Annotated in this window: 17 protein-coding genes; 11 read left to right on the top strand and 6 right to left on the bottom strand. The window is 66.2% G+C overall.

Translation table 11 applies throughout. The features are described from left to right. Positions 1-62 precede the first annotated feature (62 nt). The 5 genes from recF to ACE10X_RS43610 all read left to right on the top strand — a co-directional run bounded on the left by recF (position 63) and on the right by ACE10X_RS43610 (position 7,507). Positions 63-1,199 (top strand): DNA replication/repair protein RecF, encoded by a 1,137-nt coding sequence (gene recF / locus ACE10X_RS43590; protein ID WP_038382559.1) that lies wholly within the window; start codon positions 63-65, stop codon positions 1,197-1,199. 417 nt (positions 1,200-1,616) lie between these two features. Further along, a complete protein-coding gene (gyrB, locus tag ACE10X_RS43595; protein ID WP_375763862.1) occupies positions 1,617-4,052 on the top strand; it encodes a DNA topoisomerase (ATP-hydrolyzing) subunit B in 2,436 nt (811 codons plus the stop codon). A gap of 165 nt (positions 4,053-4,217) precedes the next feature. Further along, a complete protein-coding gene (gene murA, locus ACE10X_RS43600; RefSeq protein WP_038382561.1) occupies positions 4,218-5,510 on the top strand; it encodes a UDP-N-acetylglucosamine 1-carboxyvinyltransferase in 1,293 nt (430 codons plus the stop codon). 141 nt (positions 5,511-5,651) lie between these two features. Further along, positions 5,652-7,037 carry an MATE family efflux transporter gene (locus ACE10X_RS43605; RefSeq protein WP_375763863.1) on the top strand — a complete coding sequence of 462 codons (1,386 nt, stop codon included), beginning with the start codon at positions 5,652-5,654 and terminating at the stop codon, positions 7,035-7,037. After that, positions 7,034-7,507 (top strand): DUF2867 domain-containing protein, encoded by a 474-nt coding sequence (locus tag ACE10X_RS43610; RefSeq protein WP_038382563.1) that lies wholly within the window; start codon positions 7,034-7,036, stop codon positions 7,505-7,507. The genes ACE10X_RS43605 and ACE10X_RS43610 overlap by 4 nt, the downstream gene beginning before the upstream one ends. Before the next feature lie 13 nt (positions 7,508-7,520). Here the strand turns inward: ACE10X_RS43610 and ACE10X_RS43615 are convergent, their stop codons facing one another. Next, a complete protein-coding gene (locus ACE10X_RS43615; RefSeq protein ID WP_304557377.1) occupies positions 7,521-8,660 on the bottom strand; it encodes an aromatic acid exporter family protein in 1,140 nt (379 codons plus the stop codon). A gap of 162 nt (positions 8,661-8,822) precedes the next feature. Here ACE10X_RS43615 and ACE10X_RS43620 point away from each other — a divergent pair, with 162 nt between their 5' ends. Further along, positions 8,823-10,193: an MmgE/PrpD family protein gene (locus ACE10X_RS43620; protein ID WP_038382570.1), complete on the top strand. Its 1,371-nt coding sequence runs from the start codon at positions 8,823-8,825 to the stop codon at positions 10,191-10,193. A 269-nt stretch (positions 10,194-10,462) separates the two neighbouring features. On the opposite strand, the gene ACE10X_RS43625 is transcribed toward ACE10X_RS43620, so the two are convergent. From ACE10X_RS43625 to ACE10X_RS43640, 4 genes are all read right to left on the bottom strand, one after another. Then, positions 10,463-10,753 carry a DUF1330 domain-containing protein gene (locus tag ACE10X_RS43625; protein ID WP_038382571.1) on the bottom strand — a complete coding sequence of 97 codons (291 nt, stop codon included), beginning with the start codon at positions 10,751-10,753 and terminating at the stop codon, positions 10,463-10,465. 129 nt (positions 10,754-10,882) lie between these two features. Continuing rightward, positions 10,883-12,310 (bottom strand): serine hydrolase domain-containing protein, encoded by a 1,428-nt coding sequence (locus ACE10X_RS43630; protein ID WP_375763864.1) that lies wholly within the window; start codon positions 12,308-12,310, stop codon positions 10,883-10,885. 194 nt (positions 12,311-12,504) lie between these two features. Continuing rightward, entirely contained in the window at positions 12,505-13,578 is a 1,074-nt protein-coding gene (locus ACE10X_RS43635; protein ID WP_375763865.1) for a helix-turn-helix domain-containing protein, read from the bottom strand. Between the two features lie 31 nt (positions 13,579-13,609). Beyond that, the gene (locus ACE10X_RS43640; RefSeq protein ID WP_244435694.1) at positions 13,610-14,191 is read right to left on the bottom strand and encodes a GNAT family N-acetyltransferase; all 582 of its coding nucleotides are present in this window, start codon (positions 14,189-14,191) and stop codon (positions 13,610-13,612) included. A gap of 228 nt (positions 14,192-14,419) precedes the next feature. On the opposite strand from ACE10X_RS43640, the gene ACE10X_RS43645 reads away from it, so the two are divergent. From ACE10X_RS43645 to ACE10X_RS43665, 5 genes are all read left to right on the top strand, one after another. After that, positions 14,420-15,337, top strand: a complete 918-nt coding sequence (locus ACE10X_RS43645; RefSeq protein ID WP_375763866.1) for a pirin family protein — start codon at positions 14,420-14,422, stop codon at positions 15,335-15,337. A gap of 82 nt (positions 15,338-15,419) precedes the next feature. Continuing rightward, on the top strand, positions 15,420-16,334 hold the full coding sequence (locus tag ACE10X_RS43650) for a phosphoribosylaminoimidazolesuccinocarboxamide synthase (RefSeq protein ID WP_038382575.1): 915 nt from the start codon (positions 15,420-15,422) through the stop codon (positions 16,332-16,334). Between the two features lie 286 nt (positions 16,335-16,620). Continuing rightward, the gene (locus ACE10X_RS43655; RefSeq protein WP_375763867.1) at positions 16,621-17,661 is read left to right on the top strand and encodes a zinc-binding dehydrogenase; all 1,041 of its coding nucleotides are present in this window, start codon (positions 16,621-16,623) and stop codon (positions 17,659-17,661) included. 47 nt (positions 17,662-17,708) lie between these two features. Continuing rightward, entirely contained in the window at positions 17,709-18,515 is an 807-nt protein-coding gene (locus tag ACE10X_RS43660) for a crotonase/enoyl-CoA hydratase family protein (protein ID WP_038382577.1), read from the top strand. Positions 18,516-18,958: 443 nt separating this feature from the next. Further along, positions 18,959-21,112: a SulP family inorganic anion transporter gene (locus ACE10X_RS43665; protein WP_375764660.1), complete on the top strand. Its 2,154-nt coding sequence runs from the start codon at positions 18,959-18,961 to the stop codon at positions 21,110-21,112. A 105-nt stretch (positions 21,113-21,217) separates the two neighbouring features. On the opposite strand, the gene ACE10X_RS43670 is transcribed toward ACE10X_RS43665, so the two are convergent. Then, positions 21,218-22,588 carry an NAD(P)/FAD-dependent oxidoreductase gene (locus ACE10X_RS43670; protein WP_375763868.1) on the bottom strand — a complete coding sequence of 457 codons (1,371 nt, stop codon included), beginning with the start codon at positions 22,586-22,588 and terminating at the stop codon, positions 21,218-21,220. Positions 22,589-22,599: the final 11 nt, after the last annotated feature.

A 22,599-nucleotide genomic window follows, 5' to 3' on the forward strand; every position in this document is an offset into this window, starting at 1 on the left:
CCCGTCGCCTCACTTCGTGAGGCGCCACCCTCTCCCACAGGGGGAGAGGGGAAGGAAGAGAGATGACCCCGTCCCGCATTCATCGCCTGTCGCTGACGCATTTCCGCAATTACCGGACGGCGACGCTGCAGGTCGCCGGCGACATGGTGGTGCTGGTCGGGCCGAACGGCGCCGGCAAGACCAATTGCATGGAAGCGGTCTCGTTCCTGTCGCCGGGCCGCGGCCTGCGCCGCGCGACGCTGGAGGACATCGCCGACAACCAGGGCGACGGCTCCTGGGCGGTCTCGGCCGAAGTCGTGGGCGCGCTCGGCCTTGCGACGCTCGGCACCGGCATTGATCCGCCGACCGGTGACGCCGGCAGCACGAGGCGCTGCCGCATCGACCGCGAACCGGTGGGGTCCGCAACCGCGTTCGGCGATCATCTGCGCATCGTGTGGCTGACGCCGGCGATGGACGGCCTGTTCATGGGCGCCGCGTCGGAACGGCGGCGCTTCTTCGATCGCCTGGTGCTGGCGATCGATTCCGAACACTCCAGCCGCGTTTCCGCGCTGGAGCGGTCGCTGCGCTCGCGCAATCGGCTGCTCGAGGTGCGCAACTATGACGACCATTGGTGTGATGCGATCGAGCGCGAGACCGCCGAGCTTGCGGTCGCGGTCGCGGCGTCGCGGGGCCAGACCGCCGCCAAGCTCGCCGTGATGCTGCGCGAGCGCGGCGCGGCCTCGGCCTTTCCCTCCGCCGAGATCATGCTCGACGGCTGGATGGAGAACGCGCTGCTGCAGGAGCCCGCAACCGCAGTGGAGGACCGCTACCGCGAGATCCTGCGCGCCGGCCGTCCGCGCGATGCCGCCGCCGGCCGCACGCTCGACGGCCCGCATCTGACCGATCTGCAGGTGGTCTACGCGCCGAAGAACATGCCGGCGCGTGACGCCTCGACCGGCGAGCAGAAGGCGCTCTTGATCGGGCTGGTGCTGGCGCACGCCACGATGGTCGCGGAGATGACCGGCATCGTACCGCTGCTGCTGCTCGACGAGGTCGTCGCCCATCTCGATCCGAACCGCCGCAAGGCGCTGTTCGACGAGCTCGCCAAGCTCGGCGCGCAGGTCTGGATGACCGGCGCCGATCCCGCGGCGTTCGTCGACCTCGGCCCTCGGGGGGAGATTTTCGACGTCGAATCCGGCCGCGCCACACGGCGCGGCTGATTGGCTAGTCTAGGGCAATCCGAAGCGATGGCGCCGTCGCAGAGCGCATTGCCAAAATATCGAAAACAACCCCATGCAAAGTAGCCAGCGGCGGCCGGCGTTCGACCAAGCAGCTTGACACGTCGGGCAACCCAGGAACATTATTCTAATATTCCGAAATTTCGCCAGCACCCCTCGCCCCCGGTTGGCGGCGCAGAATCGGCCTCGATAAGGGCTCCGAATCCGCCACCGAATCGGGCTTTTCAAAGCCCTCGGAATCGGTCTTTGAAAGCCTTGAAACAGGCCTAAAAAATCCTATTTATTCAATAGTTTGTAGATGGAGACTTTGCGCTAGGCGCAACCCCTCTTTCGTGGCACAAATAGCGGAATCAGCGCCTCATTTTGCGCAGCTGATTCGGACATCCTCGAAGGCCTCACATGACTGAAACTGCCCGGCAGACCCCTGCCGAATCTGAGCATCCCGTTCCGGCCGAATATGGTGCGGAATCGATCCGGGTGCTGAAGGGCCTCGACGCCGTCCGCAAGCGCCCCGGCATGTATATCGGCGACACCGACGACGGTTCCGGCCTGCACCACATGGTCTACGAGGTCGTCGACAATGCGATCGACGAGGCGCTGGCCGGCCATGCCAGCCGCGTCCTGGTCACCCTCAACGCCGACAATTCCGTCACCGTGTACGACGACGGACGCGGCATTCCGGTCGGCATCCACAAGGAAGAGGGCGTCTCGGCAGCCGAAGTCATCATGACCCAGCTGCACGCCGGCGGAAAATTCGACCAGAACTCCTACAAGGTCTCCGGCGGTCTGCACGGCGTCGGCGTCTCCGTGGTCAACGCGCTGTCCAGCAAGCTGGGCTTGCGGATCTGGCGCGACGACAAGGAGCACTACATCGAATTCGCGCACGGCGACGCCGTGGCGCCGCTCAAGGTGGTCGGCGATGCCCCGGGCAAGCGCGGCACCGAGGTCACCTTCCTCGCCTCGACCGAGACCTTCAAGAACGTCGAATATGATTTCGCGACGCTGGAGCACCGGCTGCGCGAGCTCGCCTTCCTCAATTCCGGCGTCAACATCGTGCTGTCCGACATGCGTCACGCGGTCGAGAAGCGTGAGGAGATGCACTATTCCGGCGGCGTCGAGGAATTCGTCAAATATCTCGACCGCAACAAGAAGGCGATCGTGCCGGCACCGATCATGGTGCGCTCGGAAGCCAACGGCATCGGCGTCGAGGCGGCGCTGTGGTGGAACGACAGCTACCACGAGAACGTGCTGTGCTTCACCAACAACATCCCGCAGCGCGACGGCGGCACCCATCTTGCCGGCTTCCGCGGCGCGCTGACCCGCCAGGTCAACGGCTATGCCGACGCCAATGCGAGGAAGGAAAAGATCGCGCTGACCGGCGACGATTGCCGCGAAGGCCTCACCGCGGTGCTGTCGGTGAAGGTGCCCGATCCGAAATTCTCGTCGCAGACCAAGGACAAGCTGGTGTCCTCGGAGGTTCGGCCGGTGGTCGAGAACGTCCTGAACGAGGCGCTCGCCGCCTGGTTCGAGGAGAATCCGAAGGAAGCCAAGGAGATCGTCGGCAAGGTGATCCAGGCCGCCGCGGCTCGCGAGGCTGCGCGCAAGGCCCGCGAGCTGACCCGCAAGAATCCGCTCAGCGTCTCCTCGCTGCCCGGCAAGCTCGCCGACTGCCAGGAGAAGGACCCGGCCAAATCCGAACTGTTCATCGTCGAGGGCGACTCGGCAGGCGGCAGCGCCAAGCAGGGCCGCAACCGCGAATTCCAGGCGGTGCTGCCGCTGCGCGGCAAGATCCTCAATGTCGAGCGCGTCCGTCCCGACAAGATGCTGTCGTCCGAGCAGATCGGCACGCTGATCACCGCGCTCGGCACCGGCATCAGCGACGATTTCTCGGTCGACAAGCTGCGCTATCACAAGATCATCGTGATGACCGACGCCGACGTCGACGGCGCCCATATCCGCACGCTGCTGCTGACCTTCTTCTATCGTCAGATGCGCTCGATCATCGATGGCGGCTATCTCTATATCGCCCAGCCGCCGCTCTATAAGGTCTCGCGCGGCAAGTCGGAGCAATACCTGAAGGACGAGCGCGCCCTCGAGGACTATCTGATCTCGACCGGGCTCGACGAATGCGTCTTCAAGCCGGCCTCCGGCGACGACCGGTCGGGCCGTGATCTGCTGTCGCTGGTCGAAGACGCACGGGTGATCCGCTCGGTGCTGCGCAACCTGCACAGCCGCTATAATCGCGCCGTCATCGAGCAGGCCGCGATCGCGGGCGTGCTCAATCCCAGGATCACGAGCGATATCGCCACCGCCAATTCGGCGGCCGAATACATCGCCAAGCGGCTGGACGCCGTGGCCGAAGAGGTCGAGCGCGGCTGGATCGGCACCTTCACGGAAGGCCAGGGGTTCCAGTTCGAGCGCACCGTGCGCGGGGTCAGGGAATTCGCCGTGATCGACGACGCCTTCCTCGGCTCGGCCGACGCCCGCAAGCTCGACGAATACGCGACCGAACTGCAGGAGATCTACGTGCGCGCGGGTAAGCTGCGGCGCAAGGATGCCGAGCAGATCATCCACGGCCCGATCGACCTGTTCGAGGCCGTGACCGACGCCGCCCGCAAGGGCATCTCGCTGCAGCGCTACAAAGGTCTCGGCGAGATGAACCCGGAGCAGCTCTGGGAGACCACGCTGGACACCGAGGCGCGCTCGCTGCTGCAGGTGAAGATCAAGGAGGTCGACGAGGCCGACGATATCTTCACCAAGCTGATGGGCGACGTGGTCGAGCCGCGCCGTGAGTTCATCCAGGACAATTCGCTCAGCGCCACCATCGACATCTAGGGTTCTGCCGACGGCCAGGCCGGCGTGCGCTTCTCGGCGCCGGCACGGCGCTACCTTTCGTGTGGAAGCTGCGCCGGAAGTTGTGTTACGGTGCCGGACGGCCGTTGATTCCGTTGTGGAATTTCCAATGGCCCGGTCTGAATGATGCGTTAGGGGACATTCCGCGTGCCGCCGATCCAATACATCGTCGAAGGCGGCCGCCGCCTTTCGGGCACCATCGAGCCGTCGGGCAACAAGAACTCCGCACTGCCGATCATCGCCGCGGCACTGCTCACCGAGCACCCGGTCACGCTGACCAACGTGCCGCGCATCCGCGACACCGAAACGCTGGTCGAATTGTGCCGCTCGGTCGGCGCCACCGCCGAATGGACCGAGCGCAACACCCTGCAGATTCATGCCAAGGAGATCCGCGCCGCCGATCTCGATCCGGCGTTGTGCGCGCGCATCCGCGCCTCGATCCTGCTCGCAGGCCCGCTGCTCGCCCGCTGCGGCGAGGTCGCGCTGCCACCGCCCGGCGGCGACGTGATCGGCCGCCGCCGGCTCGACACGCACTTCCTGGCCTTCGAGCAGCTCGGCGCCACCGTCACCGCGACGCACCGGCTCGAATTCCGCGCCACGCGGCTGAAGGGCGCCGACGTGTTCCTCGACGAGCCCAGCGTCACCGCGACGGAGAACGCGCTGGTCGCCGCCGTCGCCGCCCGCGGCACCACCTATCTGCGCAACGCGGCCTCCGAGCCGCATGTGCAGGACCTCGCCAATTTCCTGATTGCGCTCGGCGCCAGGATCGAAGGCGTCGGCACCAACACCATCGTCGTGCACGGGCCGGCGACGCTCGGCAGCACGACTTTCGCGATCCAGCCCGACCATATCGAGGTCGGATCGCTGATCGGGCTCGCCGCGGTGACCCGCTCGCCGCTGCGCATCGCGCGCGCCGGCGTCGAGCATCTGCGCTCGATCCGGATGGGTTTTGAGCGGCTCGGCATCGTCTGCGGCATCGAGGGCGACGACCTCGTCGTACCGTCCGGCCAGACCATGAAGATCCAGGACGATTTCGGCGGCCATGTGCCGAAGCTCGAGGACCAGCCGTGGCCGGCCTTCCCGGCCGACCTGATGTCGATCGCGATCGTCACCGCGACGCAGTGCGACGGCGTCATCCTGATGCACGAGAAGATGTTCGAATCCCGGATGTTCTTCGTCGACAACCTGATCGCGATGGGTGGCCGCATCGTCCTGTGCGACCCGCACCGCGCGATCGTCGCCGGCCCCAGCCGGCTGCGCGGCGCGCCGATGAACTCGCCCGACATCCGGGCCGGTATGGCGATGCTGCTGGCCGCGGTGTGTGCCGAGGGCACCTCTACCATCAACAACGCCGACCAGATCGAGCGCGGCTATGAGCGGATCGATGAGCGGCTCAACGCCCTCGGCGCCAAGATCAAGCGGATACCCGCGCGATCGTGATCCGGGCACGATCCGGAAAAGTGTAAGGCGGTCTTCCGGTCTCAATCGACAATCTGGGACGCGACCACCTCTGCGTGAGATCGTCGCGTTTGCGCAACTTGGCCATCCTTCCGGCCGGTTTGCCGTGCTAAGCGTGCCGTCATGACCTGCATCGACAAGATCGACCCGGCCGCGCCGAACGCGGCCGTTGTCGTCCCTCGCAGCCTGCTCACGGCCGAGTTCGCGGAAACGCTGAAGCTCGCGGTGCCGCTCGCGCTGACGCAGCTCGGTCAGATCGCAATGATGACGACCGATCTCGCCTTCATCGGCCGGCTCGGCAGCGAAAACGTCGCCGCCGCGGCGCTGGCGCACACCGTGTATTTCGTCAGCTTCACCATCGGCATGGGCATGATGTCGGCGGTCTCGCCCCTTGCCGCGCAGGCGTTCGGCGCGCGCAACCCGCGCGTGATGCGGCGCGCGCTCCGCGTCGGCCTGTGGGCCGGCTTCTTCATGGTGCTGCCGCTGATGGCGCTGCCGTTCCAGGGCGAGCGCATCCTGCTCGCGCTCGGCCAGACCCAGGCCACCTCGCATCTGGCGCAGCAATATCTGTTCGGGCTCGCCTGGGGCATCTTGCCGGCGCTGTGGTTCATCGCGCTCCGCGGTTTCATGAGCGCCGTGAACCGACCGGAGCCGGTGCTGTGGATCACGCTTGCGGCGATCCCGGCCAATGCGCTGATGGTCTACCTGTTGCTGTACGGCAAATGGGGCATGCCCGAACTCGGCATGTTCGGCGCCGGGCTTGCGACCACGATCGTCAATCTCGGCACCTTCCTTGCCGGCGTGTGGTTCGCGGCGCGCCGGCGCCCGTTCCGCAAGTACCACGTATTCAGCCGCGTCTGGCGCATCGACTGGCCGCTGATGGGCAAGCTGGTCGCCGTCGGCGCACCGATCTCGATCGCCTTCCTGCTGGAATACGGCCTGTTCGGTGCGGCCGGCCTCTTGATGGGGCTGATCAGCACCACGGCGCTGGCCGCGCACCAGATCGCGGCGATCCTGTTCATGGTGCCGTTCGGCGTCAGCATGGCCGCTACCGTGCGGGTCGGCCAGGCCGTCGGCCGCCGCGATACCGACGCGGTGCAGCGCGCCGGCTTTGTCGCGATCGCGCTCAGCGGGATCTTCATGAGCATCATGACGCTCGCGGTGATCCTGGCGCGCTTCGAGATCGCGGCGCTGTTCCTCGGCGAGGCCTCCGACACCACCGCGCAGCTCACCGCGGCGCTGCTGTTGATCGGCGCGACCTTCTTCATCGCCGACGGCATCCAGACCACCACCGCGGGCGCGCTGCGCGGCATGAACGACACCCAGGTGCCGCTGCTGTTCGCCGTCATCAGCTATTGGCTGATCGGCTTCGCGTCGGCCTCCGCTCTCGCCTTCTGGGTCAGGCTCGACGCCGCCGGTGTCTGGATCGGGTTGTCGCTCGGGACGGCGGTCTATGCGACCCTCCTTGTCTTGCGTTTCCGCCTGCTGGCACGCAGACTGGGCAAATGAGGGTCGACGAGGTCAAGCCGAACGTGGATTCCGCCGCGCTGCTCGCCGGCGCGCAGTTCATCGATGCGTTCCGGATCGCGACCACGCGTCCGGACCTCGACGCGCGCCACGCCGCCGAAGCGATGGTGACGCGCCAGCCGCGCTGGTTCGAATGGCTGGTCGCCTTGCGCAATCTCCTGGTCGCGCCGCTCGGCCTGAAGACGTCAGGCGCAACTGAGGGCGTGGCGCGCGACATGATCGGGATCTTTCCGGTGGTCAGCGAAACGCCGGAGCGGCTGGTTGCGGGCTTCAACGACAAGCATCTCGACTTCCGGCTCGTCGTCGACGTCGCGCCCGCAGGGCCCGCGCGCAGCATCACCGCGACCACGCTGGTGCTCACCCACAACTGGCTCGGGCGGGCCTATCTTACGGTGATCATGCCGTTCCACCGCCTGATCGTGCCCGCGATGCTGCGCAAGGCCGTAGACTGAGCCCTGCTCCATCTTAAGCCGCGCTCTTCTCCGGCGTGTCGGCGACGATCTTCTCGGATGCTTCGGCGTTGGTGCACCAATTGCCGTGGCAGCGCTTGAGGTCGTTGAGATTCTGCCGCATCTGGTCGAGCGAGAAGCCGAGCGCGTAGAAGCGCTCGGCGGCATCGACCGGCAGGCCGCGGATCAGGCCATCCCTGCGGACCGCGGCGACCTCCTCGCTATAGGCATGCAGCGCGGCATCGACCGGCGCCATGTCGGCCGGGCCGCTGCCGGCACGCAACGCGGTCGCGACCGCCACCATGTAAGTCACGATCGCCTTGCTGACGTCGGCCAATGGCCGCGCCAGCCTCGCCTGGATATCGGCCGGCAGCGGCACCACACAGGCGCGCCCGATCATCACGACGTCATGCCGCAGCCGCTGGATGGTCCGCAGCAACGGACCGGTGTCCGGCCCCGATGACAGATGCATCGAGCGCTCGCGCTCGGCCTCGAGGCCGGTCGCGTGCAGATTGGTCACCGCGGTGCCAATGCCGTCCTGGATCCGGTGCAGCGCGTCGTTGTCGAGGCCGCGGGTCAGCCCGGCGAGCAATTCGGCGAACGCCGCCGACAGCAGCTCCAGCAGCTTCGATCCATTGACCCTGATCTGGCTGACCGCGCGCGACGGCAGCACCAGGAACGAGATCAGGAGCCCGGTGAGCGCGCCGACCGTCACCTCGAGGACGCGGTCGATCGCGGAATCCAGCGGATTGGAGTGATGCATCGTCGGCAGCAGCAGCACGATCACCGCCGTCACGGTCGCCGAGTTCAGGCTCGGATTGAGCGCGGCGATGAAGGCCAGCGGCACGATCGCCAGCACCAGCAGCGCCAGCAGGCTGCCCTCGCCGGAATGCGGGATCAAAACCGCAATCGCGCCGCCATAGACGGCGCCGCCGATGGTACCGAGCATGTAGTCGCGGCTGGCCTTCAGCGAGCGGCCGACGCTCATCTGGGTCACGATCAGCGAGGTCAGCACCGCCCAGAGCGGCAGCATCAGGTTGAGCGCCAGCGCGATGGTATAGGCCGCCACGCCGGCGGACGCGATCCGGACCGCCAGCGCCAGCTGCGTCTTGCGGGTCCAGAGCTGGTCGAACATGCGTTTTGCGAAGGTCCTCATGCACCGTGATCCGCAATCAAAGGAAAGGCCCGTGTTACATGACTTGAAGCTAACCGACCTGAAGCTAACCGATCTGGAGCATGGCAGCTGCCCGCGGCGGCAAGGTGGCTTGAAAGGCCTGACCTGCCCGCCTACCCTGCGCCGCAAAATTGAGGAAACACGATGGCCCACGAAACCGCAACGCTCGCCGCCTATGTCGCCGACCTGAAATATTCCGACATTCCGCCGGAGGTGCTGGAGCGCGCCAAGGTTTTGACGCTGGATTTCCTCGGCAGCACCATCCGCGCCCGGCGCGATGCGGAATCGACGCCATCGCTGATGAAGATGCTGGAGGCGCTGGCGCTCGACGGCAAGGGCGAAGCCACCGTGTTCGGCGACGCCAAGACCTGGACCCCGGCGGTCGCGGCGCTGCTCAACGGCGCGCTCGGCCATTCGCTCGATTTCGACGACACCCACGCCGATTCTTCGCTGCATCCGAGCGCACCGGTGGTGCCCGCCGCGTTCGCGGTCGGCGAGATGGTCGGCGCCTCCGGCCGCGACGTGCTGACCGCGATCGTCGCCGGCTATGAAGTGTGCTGCCGGCTCGGCAACGCGCTCGACCCGACCTCGCATTACGCCCGCGGCTTCCACCCGACCGCGACCGCCGGCACCTATGGCGCCGCCGCGGCGGCGGCCAAGCTGTTCGGACTGTCGAAGGAACAGATCGTTTCCGCGTTCGGCGTCTCCGGCAGCCAGGCTGCGGGCTCGCTGCAATTCCTGGTCAACGGCGCCTGGAACAAGCGCTACCAGGTGGGTGCCGCCGCGATGAACGGCGTGATCGCTGCGACGCTGGCGCGCAACGACTTCATCGGCTCGAGCGAGTCGGTCGAAGGCAAGCACGGCCTTCTGGTCGGCTATACCGATGACGCTCATCCGGACAAGGCGGTGGCGGACTTGGGCCACACCTACGAGACGCTGAAGATCGGCGTGAAGCCGTATCCGAGCTGCCGCTACACCCACGCCGCGATCGACGCGCTGATCGCGATGCGGCGCGAGCACAATCTGACGCCGGACCAGATCAGGAAGGTCGAGATCGGCCTGCACCGCAACGGCATCACGCTGACCGGCGACGCCGCCACCAAGCGCCACCCGACCTCGGTGGTCGGCGGCCAGTTCTCGATGTTCTTCACCGGCGCGATCGCGCTCGACCAGGGCCATTTCGGCTGGGACGATTACGATCGGCTGGGCGATGCGGCCATCGACGCGCTCGCCGACAAGTTCGACGTGGTGCAGGACGACCGGCTCGAGGTCGGCCGCACCCATCCGTTCGGCGCCCGCGTCTCGATCACGACAGATGACGGCACCCATGAGCGCCTCTATGCCGATCCCTCCGGCGAGCCGACCTCGTTCCCCGACGCAAAGGCGATGCAGCAGAAATTCCTGACGCTGGCCCGTCCGGTGCTCGACAAGCGCGCCGACCAGCTCGCCGACGCCATCCTGACGCTCGAGCGCTTCGACCGCGTGGAGAAGGCGACGCAGCTGGGGCGGCAGTAAGTCTGCACTCGTTGTTACAGCGCGGGGCTGCGCGCCACACCCACCGTCGTCGTCCCTGCGAAAGCAGGGACCGATACGCCGCGGCGGGTGTTGTTGAGGATACTCGTCGTTCCGGCATCGCCAACCAATGACCATTCGTGGTTATGGGTCCCTGCTTTCGCAGGGACGACGGTGGGGATGGATCGCAATTCAACGTGTCAAACAGCGCGGTGTCATCACCCGCGCAGGCGAGTGATCCGGTATTCCAGAGACGGAGAGTGCGGCGCGCCTTACTCCGCTCCGTCGATGATCACAAAATCCCCATCCGAGTATTTCTGCCGGATCGCCTTCGCGGCCTGATATTCCGGGCAGGTGTAGCATTCCATCGCGGTGGCGCGATCCTTGAATTCGATGACGAAGTTGCGCTGGCGCGTTGCGCCTTCCATCACCTCATAGGGGCCATTGCGCACGATGAAATTGGCGCCGTACTTCTCGAACACCGGGATCGCGGCGGCGAGATATTCGGGATAGCGGGCTTCATCGTGAACCGTGACGTGCACGATCCAGTAGGCTTTCGGCATGATGGTCTCCGGTTGACGCGTGCTTCAAGAAACTATGGCGCGCCTCCTCGCGAGATGCGCCACAGCATCAGAGAATTCCGGAGGCCAAGATTCAATTCACGATCGCGCGGGTGTTGTGTGACGTGCCGGTCAATTGCCGCCCGCGAGCCGCGCGCTTGCAGACGTCGCTGTGACGACGTCACGGACCAGATCGAACACGCCGTCCGCCTCGGGCGGCATGTTCGGCGAGCGGCCGAGGCGGACGATGACGAGGTGCTGCGACGGCACGATAATCACATACTGCCCGATCGTGCCCTTGGCGAAGAAGGCGTCGCGCGGCCAGCCGTGCGCGACCCGGTAGTTGGCGCCAAAGCTGTCGCCGAGATCGGTCCAGAACCCCGCGCCGATGCCGACCCAAGCGCGCGGCGTCGGCGATGCGGAATACTTGACCCAGCCCTCGGGCAGGATGCGCTTGCCGCCGGCCATCCCGTCATCGAGGTAGAGCTGGCCGAACCGCGCCCAGTCGCGCGCGCTCGCCATCATCGCACCCGATCCTTCCGGCGTGCCCGCAGCATCGAACTGCATCACGACATTGCGCATGCCGAGCGGTCCGAACAGCTCCTCACGGGCGAAGCGCATCACGTCAGCCGCATGCCCGCCGGCGGCGTTGCGGATCAGGTGCGAGAGGATCAGGTAGTTGCCGTCGTGATAGTTCCAGACCCGGCCGGGCGCGCTCTCCAACGGAGCGCTCTCGGCGAAGGCGGCCATATCCGATTCCATGAACTTCATGCGGTTGACCGGCTCGAGCACGGATGCCAGCGACGCCTGCAGCGAACTGCCGAGTGCGAGGCCCGCGGTGTGGCGCAACAGCTGATCGACCGTGATCGCGTGCCGCGGATCTTTCGGATCCTGCCAGGCTGCGATCGGCACCGGCCGATCGATCGCCAGCTTGCCGTCGCGCATCAGGATTCCGATCAGCGCCGAGATCACCGATTTGGTCGCGGAGAAACCGAGCAGCGGCGTGTCGGTGCCGATGCCGTCGGCGTAGCGCTCGGCGACGATGCGGCCGTCCTTCAGCACGAGGACAGCGCGGGTGTGGCGGAACGGCGGCTCCGCCGGTTCGGCAAAGGCGCGGTCGATCGCGGCCGCAAGCTGCGGGGTTTGCGGCGCGACGAGCGCGGGGCCGGCGATCTCGGGCAGCAGCGCGGCCTGCGGCCTCAAAGGCGGCAACGCAATCTCGCCCAGCGTCTCGCCATGGTCGAGCGTGCAGCCCATGCCCTCGCGATAGATTGCATGGCTGCGGCCGAGCCCGAACAGCGTCACGGTGACGTCCTTGCGATCGAGGTCGACCTCGGTGTCCATCGCCCAGGTGATCAGGCCGGCGCCCGGCATCGCGTCCGTGGTCTCGGTCAGGTTTCGCCTCGGGTCGAGCCCGCTGACGAAGGTCTCCGAGCAGATCACATTGGCGACAAAGCCGGTCGCGACCTCAGGCACATCGCGGGCGCGAGCGGCGGACAGCGCCAACGCACCGAACGCGGTGGTGGCGGCGAGAATGAGAAAGAGCTTTCGACGGGTCACGGGATCCTCCGGCGTGGCGCAATGGGCATGGCCGGGATCAGGCCGCAGGGGGCGGGGAGACGCTCGCCGGATTTGGAAATCGGGCTGGCCGAGAATTGGCGGCGGCTGGTCGATTCTGGAATTGTGACGTGATTACAATGGCTTTAGCAGCGGGCTCGCTTCACCTCCCCCGCAAGCAAGCGGGAGAGGGAGGTTCACACCGCACCCACCTTCAGCTTCCGATACTCAGTCGGCGTCACGCCAGTCGTCGCCTTGAAGGCGCGGTTGAAGGGGCCGAGCGACTGGAAGCCGGCGTCCATCGCGATGGTGATGACCGGGACCTCGGCCTGCGCGGGGTCGGCGAGCGCGGCCTTGGCTTCCTCGATCCGGTGGTTGTTGAGGAAGACGTTGAAATTGCGGTAGCCGAGCCGCTGGTTGATCAGCCGCCGGAGACGATATTCGGGAATCTTCAACCGGGTCGCCAGCGTTCCGATCGTGACATTGTCGTGGCGATAGATGCGCTCGTCCGCCATCAGCCGCATCAGGGCATCGACCAGCTTGCGGTCGGCCGCCTCCTCGGCCGCGGCCGGCTTCGTCAGCACGACGGCCTCCGCCGGCACCGTGAACAGGTCGGCGCCGTCGACGCGCATCATCGCCCAGGTGATTGCGGCCACGATGGCGGTGAGCACGGCCGCGTTCATCAGGTTGGCCCATTCCACTGTCACGCGGCTGCCGGCATAGGCAATCTGAAGCAGCGCATTGAATCCGCCGTACAGCGCAGACGCGGCGACGATGAAGACGCGGACACGGCGGCGGCGCTCGACCAGATCTGCCGACCACGATCCGATGGTTTGCGCCACCGCGAGCGCAACGAAGACGAGCGTGAGCGAATTGACCATGATGATCGCGATCCGCGCGTGACCGGCGGGTGCAATCCACATGCAACTGACGAAGCTGTAGGCCACGACCGCGGCCCAGATCAGGCCGTGCCACCAGCGCAGCACAAACGCGTCATCGAACAGTGCGCGCGTGAATAGCCAGAACACCACGATATCGCCGGTCGAGAGCGCGATCAGTGGCGCATGCCAGTCCGAGACCGGCGGCCCGGCACCGATCGACGCGGTCACCGCATGCGCGGCCGCGCCGAGCGCGAAAGCGGCCGCAAGGCGCCCGGAAAGCGCCTTGCGAAAATCAGTGAGCAGCAAGGCGGCAAGCACCAGCAGCAGCGCCACGCTGGCGCTGCGCAGGCAGAGTTCAAGTGCGGCCCAGTCCGAAGCAGCCGATGTCATCGCCGAACAATCGTCGGTCGGACATGGTTTTTCAAGATGGCTCGCGCTGCCAGCGCTGGCGTGTCGTCACCCAGATATCGACCACATCGCCCTCGAGCCTGCCCGGCCCCTCGTTCACGGCACCGAGTCGCCGCGCCACCGCCTGCGAGGCGACGTTGGCCGGATCGATACAATGGATGATGCGGTCGACCGTGAAGTTGTCGAATACCCAATCGATAGCGGCGCGCGCCGCCTCCACCGCATAGCCTTTGCCGCGGTGCTCTTTGGCAATGCCCCAGCCGACCTCGAAGCCCGGCCATTCCGGCGGATGATACGGGCCGACGCGGCCGATGTAGCGGGCGGAAGACTTCTCCTCCACCGCGAACATGCCGAAGCCGTGCAGCGCCCAATGGCCCGAGATGACGGCGGCGTTGCGCCAGCCCTTCAGCTCCGACGTGACCGGCTGATGATCCGGCGTGATGAAGCGCGCCGTCTCGGGATCGGACAGCATTTTCGTGTTTTCAGCGACATCGGATGCACGCCACGGCCGCAGGATGAGCCGCGCGGTCTCGATCACCGGACCATCGACCCGCAGCAGTCTTGCGCCTGGCTTGATCAGAGAAACCATCGGCATCCCCGGTTTCCAAGATTATGCTGTTATCACGCGCGCGCACGCGCCAGAAGTAGTTCGTCGTCCCTGCGAAAGCAGGGACCCATAACCACAAGGCTTTGTTGTTAGGCGAAGCCGTGGCCACAGCCTGCTCAATCACCGCGCCCTGTGGTTATGGGTCCCGGCTCGCGCTTCGCTTGGCCGGGACGACGATTGGAGTATGATCGCTACACCACTGTTAAGGAGTCCGACATGAGCTGGCAGCCCTCGACCGATCCCGAACTCGGCGATCCCAAGACCTGCGACGCGCTGAATCTGATCATCGTGCCGCGCACCCGCGATCTCGGCGACGGCTTTGCGGTGCGCCGCGCGCTGCCGCACGGCAAGCGGCAGATGGTGGGGCCCTTCATCTTCTTCGACCATTTCGGCCCCGTGCAGTATCTCGCCGGCAAGGGCATGGACGTGCGGCCGCATCCGCATATCGGGCTCGCCACCGTCACCTACCTGTTCGACGGCAGCATCATGCACCGCGACAGCGAGGGCAACATTCAGGAGATCCAGCCCGGCGCAATGAACTTGATGACCGCGGGCCGCGGCATCGCGCATTCCGAGCGCACGCCTGACGTGCAGCGCCGCGACGGCCAGAAGATGCTGGGCCTGCAAAGCTGGATCGCGCTGCCTGCGGGCAAGGAGGAGATCGCGCCGTCGTTCCAGCATTATGGCGCGGGCGACCTGCCGATGATCTCCGAGCGCGACTTCACCGCGCGCATCATCGCCGGCTCGGCGTTCGGTATCACCTCGCCGGTCAGCATGGTCTCGCCCTGGTTCTACACTGAAGTGACCGCGAAGGCCGGCACATCGGTGCCGCTCGACCCCGACCATGAGGAGCGCGCGATCTACCTCGTCGACGGCGAGGTCGAGATCGCTGGCGACCGCCACGAGGGACCGCGGCTCCTGATCTTCCGGCCCGGCGACCGCATCACCGTGAAGACGCTGCGGCCAACCCGGATGATGTTCCTCGGTGGCGATGCGCTGGAGGGGCCTCGCCACATCTGGTGGAATTTCGTCTCGTCATCCAAGGAGCGGATCGAGCAGGCCAAACAGGACTGGAAAACCGGCCGTTTCGCGCAGGTTCCGCACGAACACGAGTTCATTCCGCTGCCGGAGTGAGTTATTTCCTGTGATAACCTCGAACGCCCGCACGGCCGTGTGCGGGCGCTCGTCTTTGAAGGCCACTGAGAAAGATCACGCCATGACCGCGATGCTATCCAGCGATTTGCCCCTGCCCCGGATCGGCCGCGGCAAGGTGCGCGATATCTACGCCGTCGGCGACGACCGCGTGCTGCTGCTGACCACCGACCGGATCTCGGCATTCGACGTGGTGATGGCGGAGACCATTCCGATGAAGGGCGCGGTGCTGACCCAGATCAGCGCCTGGTGGTTCCGGCAGCTCGAGGGCACCGTGCCGCATCACATGATCAGCGCCGATGCCGACGAGATCATCCGCGCGGTGCCTGAACTGAAGGATCATCGCGCCGACATCCTCGGCCGCGCGATGCTGTGCAAGCGCACCACCGTGTTCCCGATCGAATGCGTGATCCGCGGCTACATCTCCGGCTCGGCTTGGAAGGAATACGCGGCCGACGGCACCCTCGCCGGCGAGAAGCTGCCGGCCGGCCTGGTCGAGAGCCAGAAGCTCGAGCCCGCGATCTTCAGCCCGGCGACCAAGGCCGAGGCCGGCCATGACGAGAACATCACGGTTAAGCGGGTGCGCGAGATCGTCGGTGCCGACGTCGCCGCGACGCTGGAGACGATGGCGCGCGACGTCTACGGCCATGGCGAACAGACCAGCCGCGCCCGCGGCATCATCATCGCCGACACCAAGTTCGAGTTCGGCCGCGACAGGGACGGCCGCATTATCCTGATCGACGAGGTGATGACGCCGGATTCGTCGCGGTTCTGGGCGGTCGATGCCTACAAGCCCGGCCAGCCGCAGCCGAGCTTCGACAAGCAGCCGCTGCGCGACTACCTCGACGTCGAGCGCCGCGCCGGCCGCTGGAACGGCGACGCCCCCGCCCCGCCGCTGCCGGCGAGCGTGGTGGATGCGACGAGCAAACGGTATCTGGAAGCGTATCGCCGCGTGACGGGAAGCGAGCTGAAGGTCTAGCAGCACCGTCAGCGCGTTCGCTCTTTCACGGTCACCCCCGCGCAAAGGCTTCGCCTTTGTCGCTGGAGGAGGCCGCAACGCGGCCGTCTCGAAGGGTCGACGGCCCCGCTGGTGGCCGCGCATCCTTCGAGACGCGGTACGCACTCCTCCAGCGACAACGGCAGAGCCGTTGCGCGGGGATGACGGGGGGAGAGGCCGGGTGAATCCCATTCACCCCTGTTGAAGACAAACCTTTTGTCGCGGCGTCCACCGCGCTGCACTCTCCGACCAAACGGAGAGCTTCACGATGCGGCAATTGACTTATGTCGGCGGCAACAAGGTCGAATGGTGGGACGTTCCGGCGCCGAGACTCCAGGACGACCGCGACGCGCTGGTGCAGCCGCTCGCGGTGACGCGCTGCGATCTCGATCTTGCGATCGTGCACGGCCGATCGGGCCTCGCGGGTCCGTTCGCGCTCGGACATGAGACGGCGGGCCGCATCGTCGACATCGGCGGCGCGGTGAGGAATTTCGCGCCCGGCGATCTCGTCATCGTTCCGTTCCAGATCAGTTGCGGGGTCTGCGACCGCTGCCGGCGCGGCCACACCAATGCCTGCACCGCGGTGCCGTTCCGCTCCTCCTACGGGTTGAAGCCGGTCTGCGGCGTGGAATATGGCGGCGGCCTGTCCGACCTGATCCGCGTGCCGTTTGCCGATCACATGCTGGTCCATCAACCACAGGGCCATGCCTTGTCGCAAACCGCAGGACTGGCCGACGGCGCGACCGACGGGTTCAGCGCGGTGGCGCGCTGGCTCGCGCAACGGCCCGGCGCCGACGTGCTGGTGATCGGCGGTTTCGCCCAGTCGCTCGCGCTGTTGGCGGTACAGGCGGCGGTGGCGCGCGGTGCGGGCCGCATCGTCTATCTCGACGACCACGCGCCGCGCCTCGCCAAGGTGAAGTCGCTCGGTGCCGACGTGATCGAAGCGCCCGCTGGCCTCTCGATGGAGCCGCCCGGCCTGTTCCCGATCGTGATCGATGCGGCCGCGACCGACGCCAGCATGCTGCTCGCGATTCGCGCAACCGAACCCAACGGCATCTGCCAGCGCATGTATGGCGACTTTGCAGAGACGACGCCGGTGCCGCTCCGGCACATGTACGGCATCGGTGTCACGCTGAAGGTCTCGCGCGTCAATGTCCGCGCCGAGCTGCCCGAATGCGTCGCCCATGTTGCGGCAGGCCATTACCACCCGGAGGAGGTGATCAGCCGCCGCGTCCGCTTCGAGGATGCGCATGAGGCGATCGGCGACCCGACCATCCGCGTGGCCTTCGTTCGCGATGGCATTGCCTGACGGAGACCGTTAGGTTGGCTCCAACCAACAAACGAAGGGAGCGCCCCATGCCTGATGCCGATACCGTGCTCGTCGAGCGCGACGGTCCTGTCACCATCATCTCCATCAACCGTCCGCACAACCGCAACGCCGTCGATGGCGCCACCGCGCGCAAGCTGTATGATGCGTTTCTCGCCTTCGATGCGGACGCGAGCGCATCCGTCGCGGTGTTCACCGGCACCGGCGGCTATTTCTGCGCCGGCGCCGATTTGAAGGCGGTGGCGGCGGGCGATCCCGAGAAGAAGCGTGAGGTCGGCGGCCACAACACGATCGCGCCGATGGGACCGAGCCGGCTGCGGCTCTCGAAGCCGGTGATCGCCGCGATCGAAGGCTTTGCCGTCGCCGGCGGCATGGAGCTCGCGCTGTGGGCGGACATGCGCGTCGTTGCCGAGGACGCAACCTTCGGCGTGTTCTGCCGCCGCTTCGGCGTGCCGCTGATCGATCTCGGCACCATCCGCCTGCCGCGGCTGATCGGCCATTCGCAGGCGATCGACCTGATCCTCACCGGACGCCCGGTCGGCGGCGCTGAAGCGCATCGGATGGGGCTCGCGAACCGATTGGTGCCGAAGGGCGAGACGCGCGCGCACGCCGTCGCGCTCGCCAAGGACATCGCGAAATTCCCGCAGAATTGCCTGCGCGCCGACCGGCTGTCGGCGCTGCGGCAGTGGGACCTCGACGAGGAAGAGGCGATCAGGAACGAGATGCGCGGCGGGCTCGAGGTGATCGCCTCAGGCGAAACGCTGTCGGGCGCGGCGCGCTTTGCCTCCGGCGTCGGCCGTCACGGCGCCTTCGGCAATGAGGGCGGCCACGGCTAGAGCTTTTCCCGTTCCGATGGAATCGGAACGGGGCTCTAGATTCTTGTTTTGACGCGTTTTCTTCACGCGAACCGGTATCCACTTCGCTCGAAAACGCTCTAGATCACGTCTCGCTAGCCTTCTCCTTCCCCCTGAAAGGGGGAAGGCCGGGATGGGGGTCAACCGCGGGCGATGCTTGATGCGGAGAGAGCAGATCCCCACCCGCTCTGCTCTGACGAGCAAAGCGACCTCCCCTTTTCAAGGGGAGGTCCGAGCCATTTCCGCGGCGCTGGGTTTCGCCGCGCTCTGCGCGAGAAGCAAAATGCGCGCGTTGAGAATTGGTTGTCACAAAAATCCTGTTGTCGTCCTGCGCCGGGCTCGTCTACGACTGGCGGCGAAAGTTCAGGACATTATTTAACGTGATTAGTCGATCGCTTTATTTCGGCTCGCAAGCGCGGCGGGCCATGCACGACGTGCTCGGCGGCATTGCCGCCAGTGTGCTCGGCATCACGTTCGGCCTGTCCTACGCGCTCTTGATCTTCGCCGGGCTATTGTCGCCCTATCTGTCATACGGCGTCGCGGCGACATTCATTTCCTCGGCAGTGCTCGCGACCTTCATCGCACTCGGCAGCTCGCTGCCCTTCGCGGTCGCCGGCCCCGACACCTCCACCGCGGCGGTCACGGGAATCCTGATGGCCTCTCTGGTCGAGCGCGTCAGTGCCGCCAATCCGACGGCGCCGCTGCTCGCGCCGGTGCTGATCACGCTAGGGCTCTCGACCATCGTCACCGGCATCGTGCTGTGCTGCCTCGGGCTGACACGGTTCGGCCGCGCCATCCGCTACGTGCCTTATCCTGTTGTCGGCGGATTTCTCGGGGCAACCGGCCTGTTGATCGTGCTGGGCGCGATCAGGGTGATCACCGGCTACCCAGTGCAGCTCAGCACGCTCTTCCACTTCACCAACATCATCACGATCTCCGAGCTCAGTGCTGCCTGCGCGATGGCGCTGGTGCTGTATCTGACCTGGCATCGCTCGCGCACCCCGTTCGGCCTGCCGATCATCCTGATCGGCGGCGTGATCGTGGCGCACCTCGTATTCTGGATCATCGGCATCACGCCCGAGGAAGCGCATTTGACCGGCTGGACCTTCGAGCCGCCGCCGGCATCGACCTTCATGCTGCCGTGGCACATGGCCGAGCTTGCGCAATATCCGTGGTCGGCGGTGCCGGACCTGCTCGGCAACATGATCGCCGTCGTGTTCGTCACGGCGGCGAGCACGCTGTTCAACACCACCGGCATCGAAGTCGCGGTACATCGCGAGGCCAATCTCGAGCGCGAGCTCAACATCACCGGCTTCGCCAACATCCTGACCGGCGCGCTGGCCGGCTATGCCGGCTGCATCTCGGTCAGCCGCTCGATCCTCAACTTCTCCAGCGGCGGGCGCGGCAGGCTCTCGGGGCTGACGGTCGCTGCGATCTCGCTGCTGATGCTGGCGGTGGCGCCGCAGCTGCTCGGCTACATGCCGAAATTCGTGCTCGGCGGCCTCCTGATCTATCTCGGCGCGGACCAGCTGCACAAATGGATGATCGAATCGCGCAAGCGGCTGTCGCAGACAGAATATGTGTCGCTGCTTGCGATCATCGCCATCATCGTGACCTGGGGCTTCGTGCCCGGCATCCTGATCGGCGTCATCATCGGCTGCGCCACCTTTGCGCTCAGCGCGGCGCGGGTCGAGGCGATCAAATACGGTTTCGACGGCTCGGAATATCGCAGCTCGCTGGATCGCTCGCGCGACGACCGCGAGGTGTTGTCGGCCCATGGCGGCAAGATCCAGGGGCTGACCCTGCAAAGCTATCTGTTCTTCGGTTCCGCCAACCGGCTGTACCAGCACGTCAAGGCGCTGCTGCGCGAGCACCCGGAGTGCCGCTATCTGCTGTTCGACTTCAAGCTCGTTACCGGCGTCGATTCGTCGGCGGCCTACAGTTTTGCGCAGATCAAGCGCAGCGCGCACGAGGTCGGCGTCGAGCTGGTGCTGGTGCATCTGTCGGCCAAGGCCGAGCAGGTGCTGCGCTCCAGCGATTTCATCGCCGAGGGCGTTACCATGATCGACGAGCTCGATCGCGCGCTGGAATGGTGTGAGAACGAGATCATCGCACAGCACCAGGAGCTCGCGCAGGAGGAGGCCGACCTGCGCGGCTGGTTCGCCGGGATGCTCGACAGCGAGAACGACGCCGACACGCTGATCCGGCGCTGCCAGCGCATCGAGGTGGACGCCGGCGAGGTCATCGTGCACGCCGGCGACACCGCCGATTCCATGCACTTCATCCTCGACGGCCGCGTCGGCATCATGGTGCCCGCCGAGGACGGCCGCTCGACCCGGGTGCGCAGTCTCGGCCGCTACACCACGATCGGCGAGATGGGCCTCGTCTCGCAGGCCCCGCGCAGCGCCACCATCCAGGCCGAGATGGCGAGCGTGCTCTATGTGCTGAACACCCACCAGTTCGCCGCGATCCGCGACGAGGACCCCGAGCTCAGCCACAAGCTGCTGACCTATTTCGTGTCGGTCATGGCGGAGCGGCTGACGTTTGCCAATCGCACGATTGCGGTGCTGCGGCGGTAGACAGAGCGTAGCCCGGATGGAGCGCAGCGAAATCCGGGAACCACGTTGCCGCGCGGAGATAACCCCGGATTGCGCTTCGCTTCATCCGGGCTACGAAGGTGAGAACTACAGCAGCCCGCGGCTTCCGCTCGCCGCAAGCTCCGCCATCAGTGCCTTGTCGTCATAGCGCGCCAGCGAAAGGCTGCGGGCGAAGGCCGGCGCGGGCGCGCCGACGATGGCGCGAGCGCAGAGATCGCCGGTGGCGCAGGCGCCCATCGTGCCGTAGCCCGACAGCGCCGCGGCGAGGAACACGCCCGGCGTCTTCGCAGCCCCGATCAGCGGCCAGTTTTCCCTGGTCATCGGATAGTAGCCACCGTAATGCACGCGGTCGCGCGGCAGCGCGCCGAGATAGTGCGCGAGCTTTGGCTGCAGCCGGCTCGCCGCGCGCAGCACGACTTCGGGGAAATAGGGATTCAGCTCCGGCTCTCGGACCGGCTCCGTGGTCTGTTCCGCGTTGAAGGCCCAACCGAGCTTGATCCACTCGCCGTGATCGCCACCGTCGGGCCGACAATGGATGCTGCCCGGCATCGGCGCCAGCAGGCGCGAAAATTCCGGTGCCGCTGCCAACGCCTCGCGCTCGTCATCGGACCAGGCCAGCGTCTGACCGTCGAGATCGATCGCGAACGGCATTTTGCGATCGACCGCGCGGCTGCGGTCGGCGAACGCGATCTTCTGCTGCAGCACGTTGACGATCGGCAGCGCTTCGCCATGCATCGCCGCGACATGAGCCGCGAACGGGCCCGCGGCATTGACGATGATGTCGGCCTTGATGGTTTGTCGCGCGCCATCGGCCAGCACATCGACGGCGAAGCGATCGGTCTTCGCGATACCGAGCGCTTTGGCCTGCTGAAACTGCGCGCCCAGCGGCCGCATGGTTTCCAGCATGTACTGGCCGAGTTGCTGGCCGCTGATGTCGCCCGCGCGGCGGATATGCAGCGCGGTCGCGACGTCCTTGTCGAAGTTTGGATAGTGCGACTGGATCAGATCGCGGCCGAGCAGAACGTCGACACCGTCGGGCGCACTCTGCCAGTCCGCCGAATGCGGCGGCAGGTAGCCGCGGCTTGCCCCCTCGTGCAGGCGGATCAGCTTTTCAGCCTGCGGGCCATAGCCGGCGTAAAGTTGCTGCAGCAGTTCCTCGGGCTTTTCCTCGCGCGTGACCAGAAGATAGCCGCGCCGGGTCATGTGGATGCGGTTGTCGCTGCGGCGCGCGATCTCCTCCATCAGGTCGGTGGAATGGTTGGTGAAGTCGGCCATCGTCGGATGCGGCCACCAGTTGCGATAGTTCTCGCCCGACTGCGCCGAGGTCAATGCCATGGGCTGGCCTTCGTCGACAATCAGCACGCGCGAACGCTTGTGTTGAACGGCCATGTAATAGGCCGTGGCGATGCCGACGATGCCCGCACCGATCACCAGGATTTCGACGTCATTGGTCTTCACGCGCACTCTCC

The sequence above is a fragment of the Bradyrhizobium sp. Pha-3 genome (assembly GCF_042258325.1).
Lineage (GTDB): Bacteria > Pseudomonadota > Alphaproteobacteria > Rhizobiales > Xanthobacteraceae > Bradyrhizobium > Bradyrhizobium elkanii.

Excerpts from the sequence above, each read along its gene's own strand:
- recF (WP_038382559.1), top strand. The coding sequence starts at position 63 with ATGACCCCGTCCCGCATTCATCGCCTGTCGCTGACGCATTTCCGCAAT.
- gyrB (WP_375763862.1), top strand. The coding sequence starts at position 1,617 with ATGACTGAAACTGCCCGGCAGACCCCTGCCGAATCTGAGCATCCCGTT.
- ACE10X_RS43605 (WP_375763863.1), top strand. The coding sequence starts at position 5,652 with ATGACCTGCATCGACAAGATCGACCCGGCCGCGCCGAACGCGGCCGTT.
- ACE10X_RS43610 (WP_038382563.1), top strand. The coding sequence starts at position 7,034 with ATGAGGGTCGACGAGGTCAAGCCGAACGTGGATTCCGCCGCGCTGCTC.
- ACE10X_RS43615 (WP_304557377.1), bottom strand. The coding sequence starts at position 8,660 with ATGAGGACCTTCGCAAAACGCATGTTCGACCAGCTCTGGACCCGCAAG.
- ACE10X_RS43620 (WP_038382570.1), top strand. The coding sequence starts at position 8,823 with ATGGCCCACGAAACCGCAACGCTCGCCGCCTATGTCGCCGACCTGAAA.
- ACE10X_RS43625 (WP_038382571.1), bottom strand. The coding sequence starts at position 10,753 with ATGCCGAAAGCCTACTGGATCGTGCACGTCACGGTTCACGATGAAGCC.
- ACE10X_RS43635 (WP_375763865.1), bottom strand. The coding sequence starts at position 13,578 with ATGACATCGGCTGCTTCGGACTGGGCCGCACTTGAACTCTGCCTGCGC.
- ACE10X_RS43640 (WP_244435694.1), bottom strand. The coding sequence starts at position 14,191 with ATGCCGATGGTTTCTCTGATCAAGCCAGGCGCAAGACTGCTGCGGGTC.
- ACE10X_RS43645 (WP_375763866.1), top strand. The coding sequence starts at position 14,420 with ATGAGCTGGCAGCCCTCGACCGATCCCGAACTCGGCGATCCCAAGACC.
- ACE10X_RS43650 (WP_038382575.1), top strand. The coding sequence starts at position 15,420 with ATGACCGCGATGCTATCCAGCGATTTGCCCCTGCCCCGGATCGGCCGC.
- ACE10X_RS43655 (WP_375763867.1), top strand. The coding sequence starts at position 16,621 with ATGCGGCAATTGACTTATGTCGGCGGCAACAAGGTCGAATGGTGGGAC.
- ACE10X_RS43660 (WP_038382577.1), top strand. The coding sequence starts at position 17,709 with ATGCCTGATGCCGATACCGTGCTCGTCGAGCGCGACGGTCCTGTCACC.
- ACE10X_RS43665 (WP_375764660.1), top strand. The coding sequence starts at position 18,959 with ATGCACGACGTGCTCGGCGGCATTGCCGCCAGTGTGCTCGGCATCACG.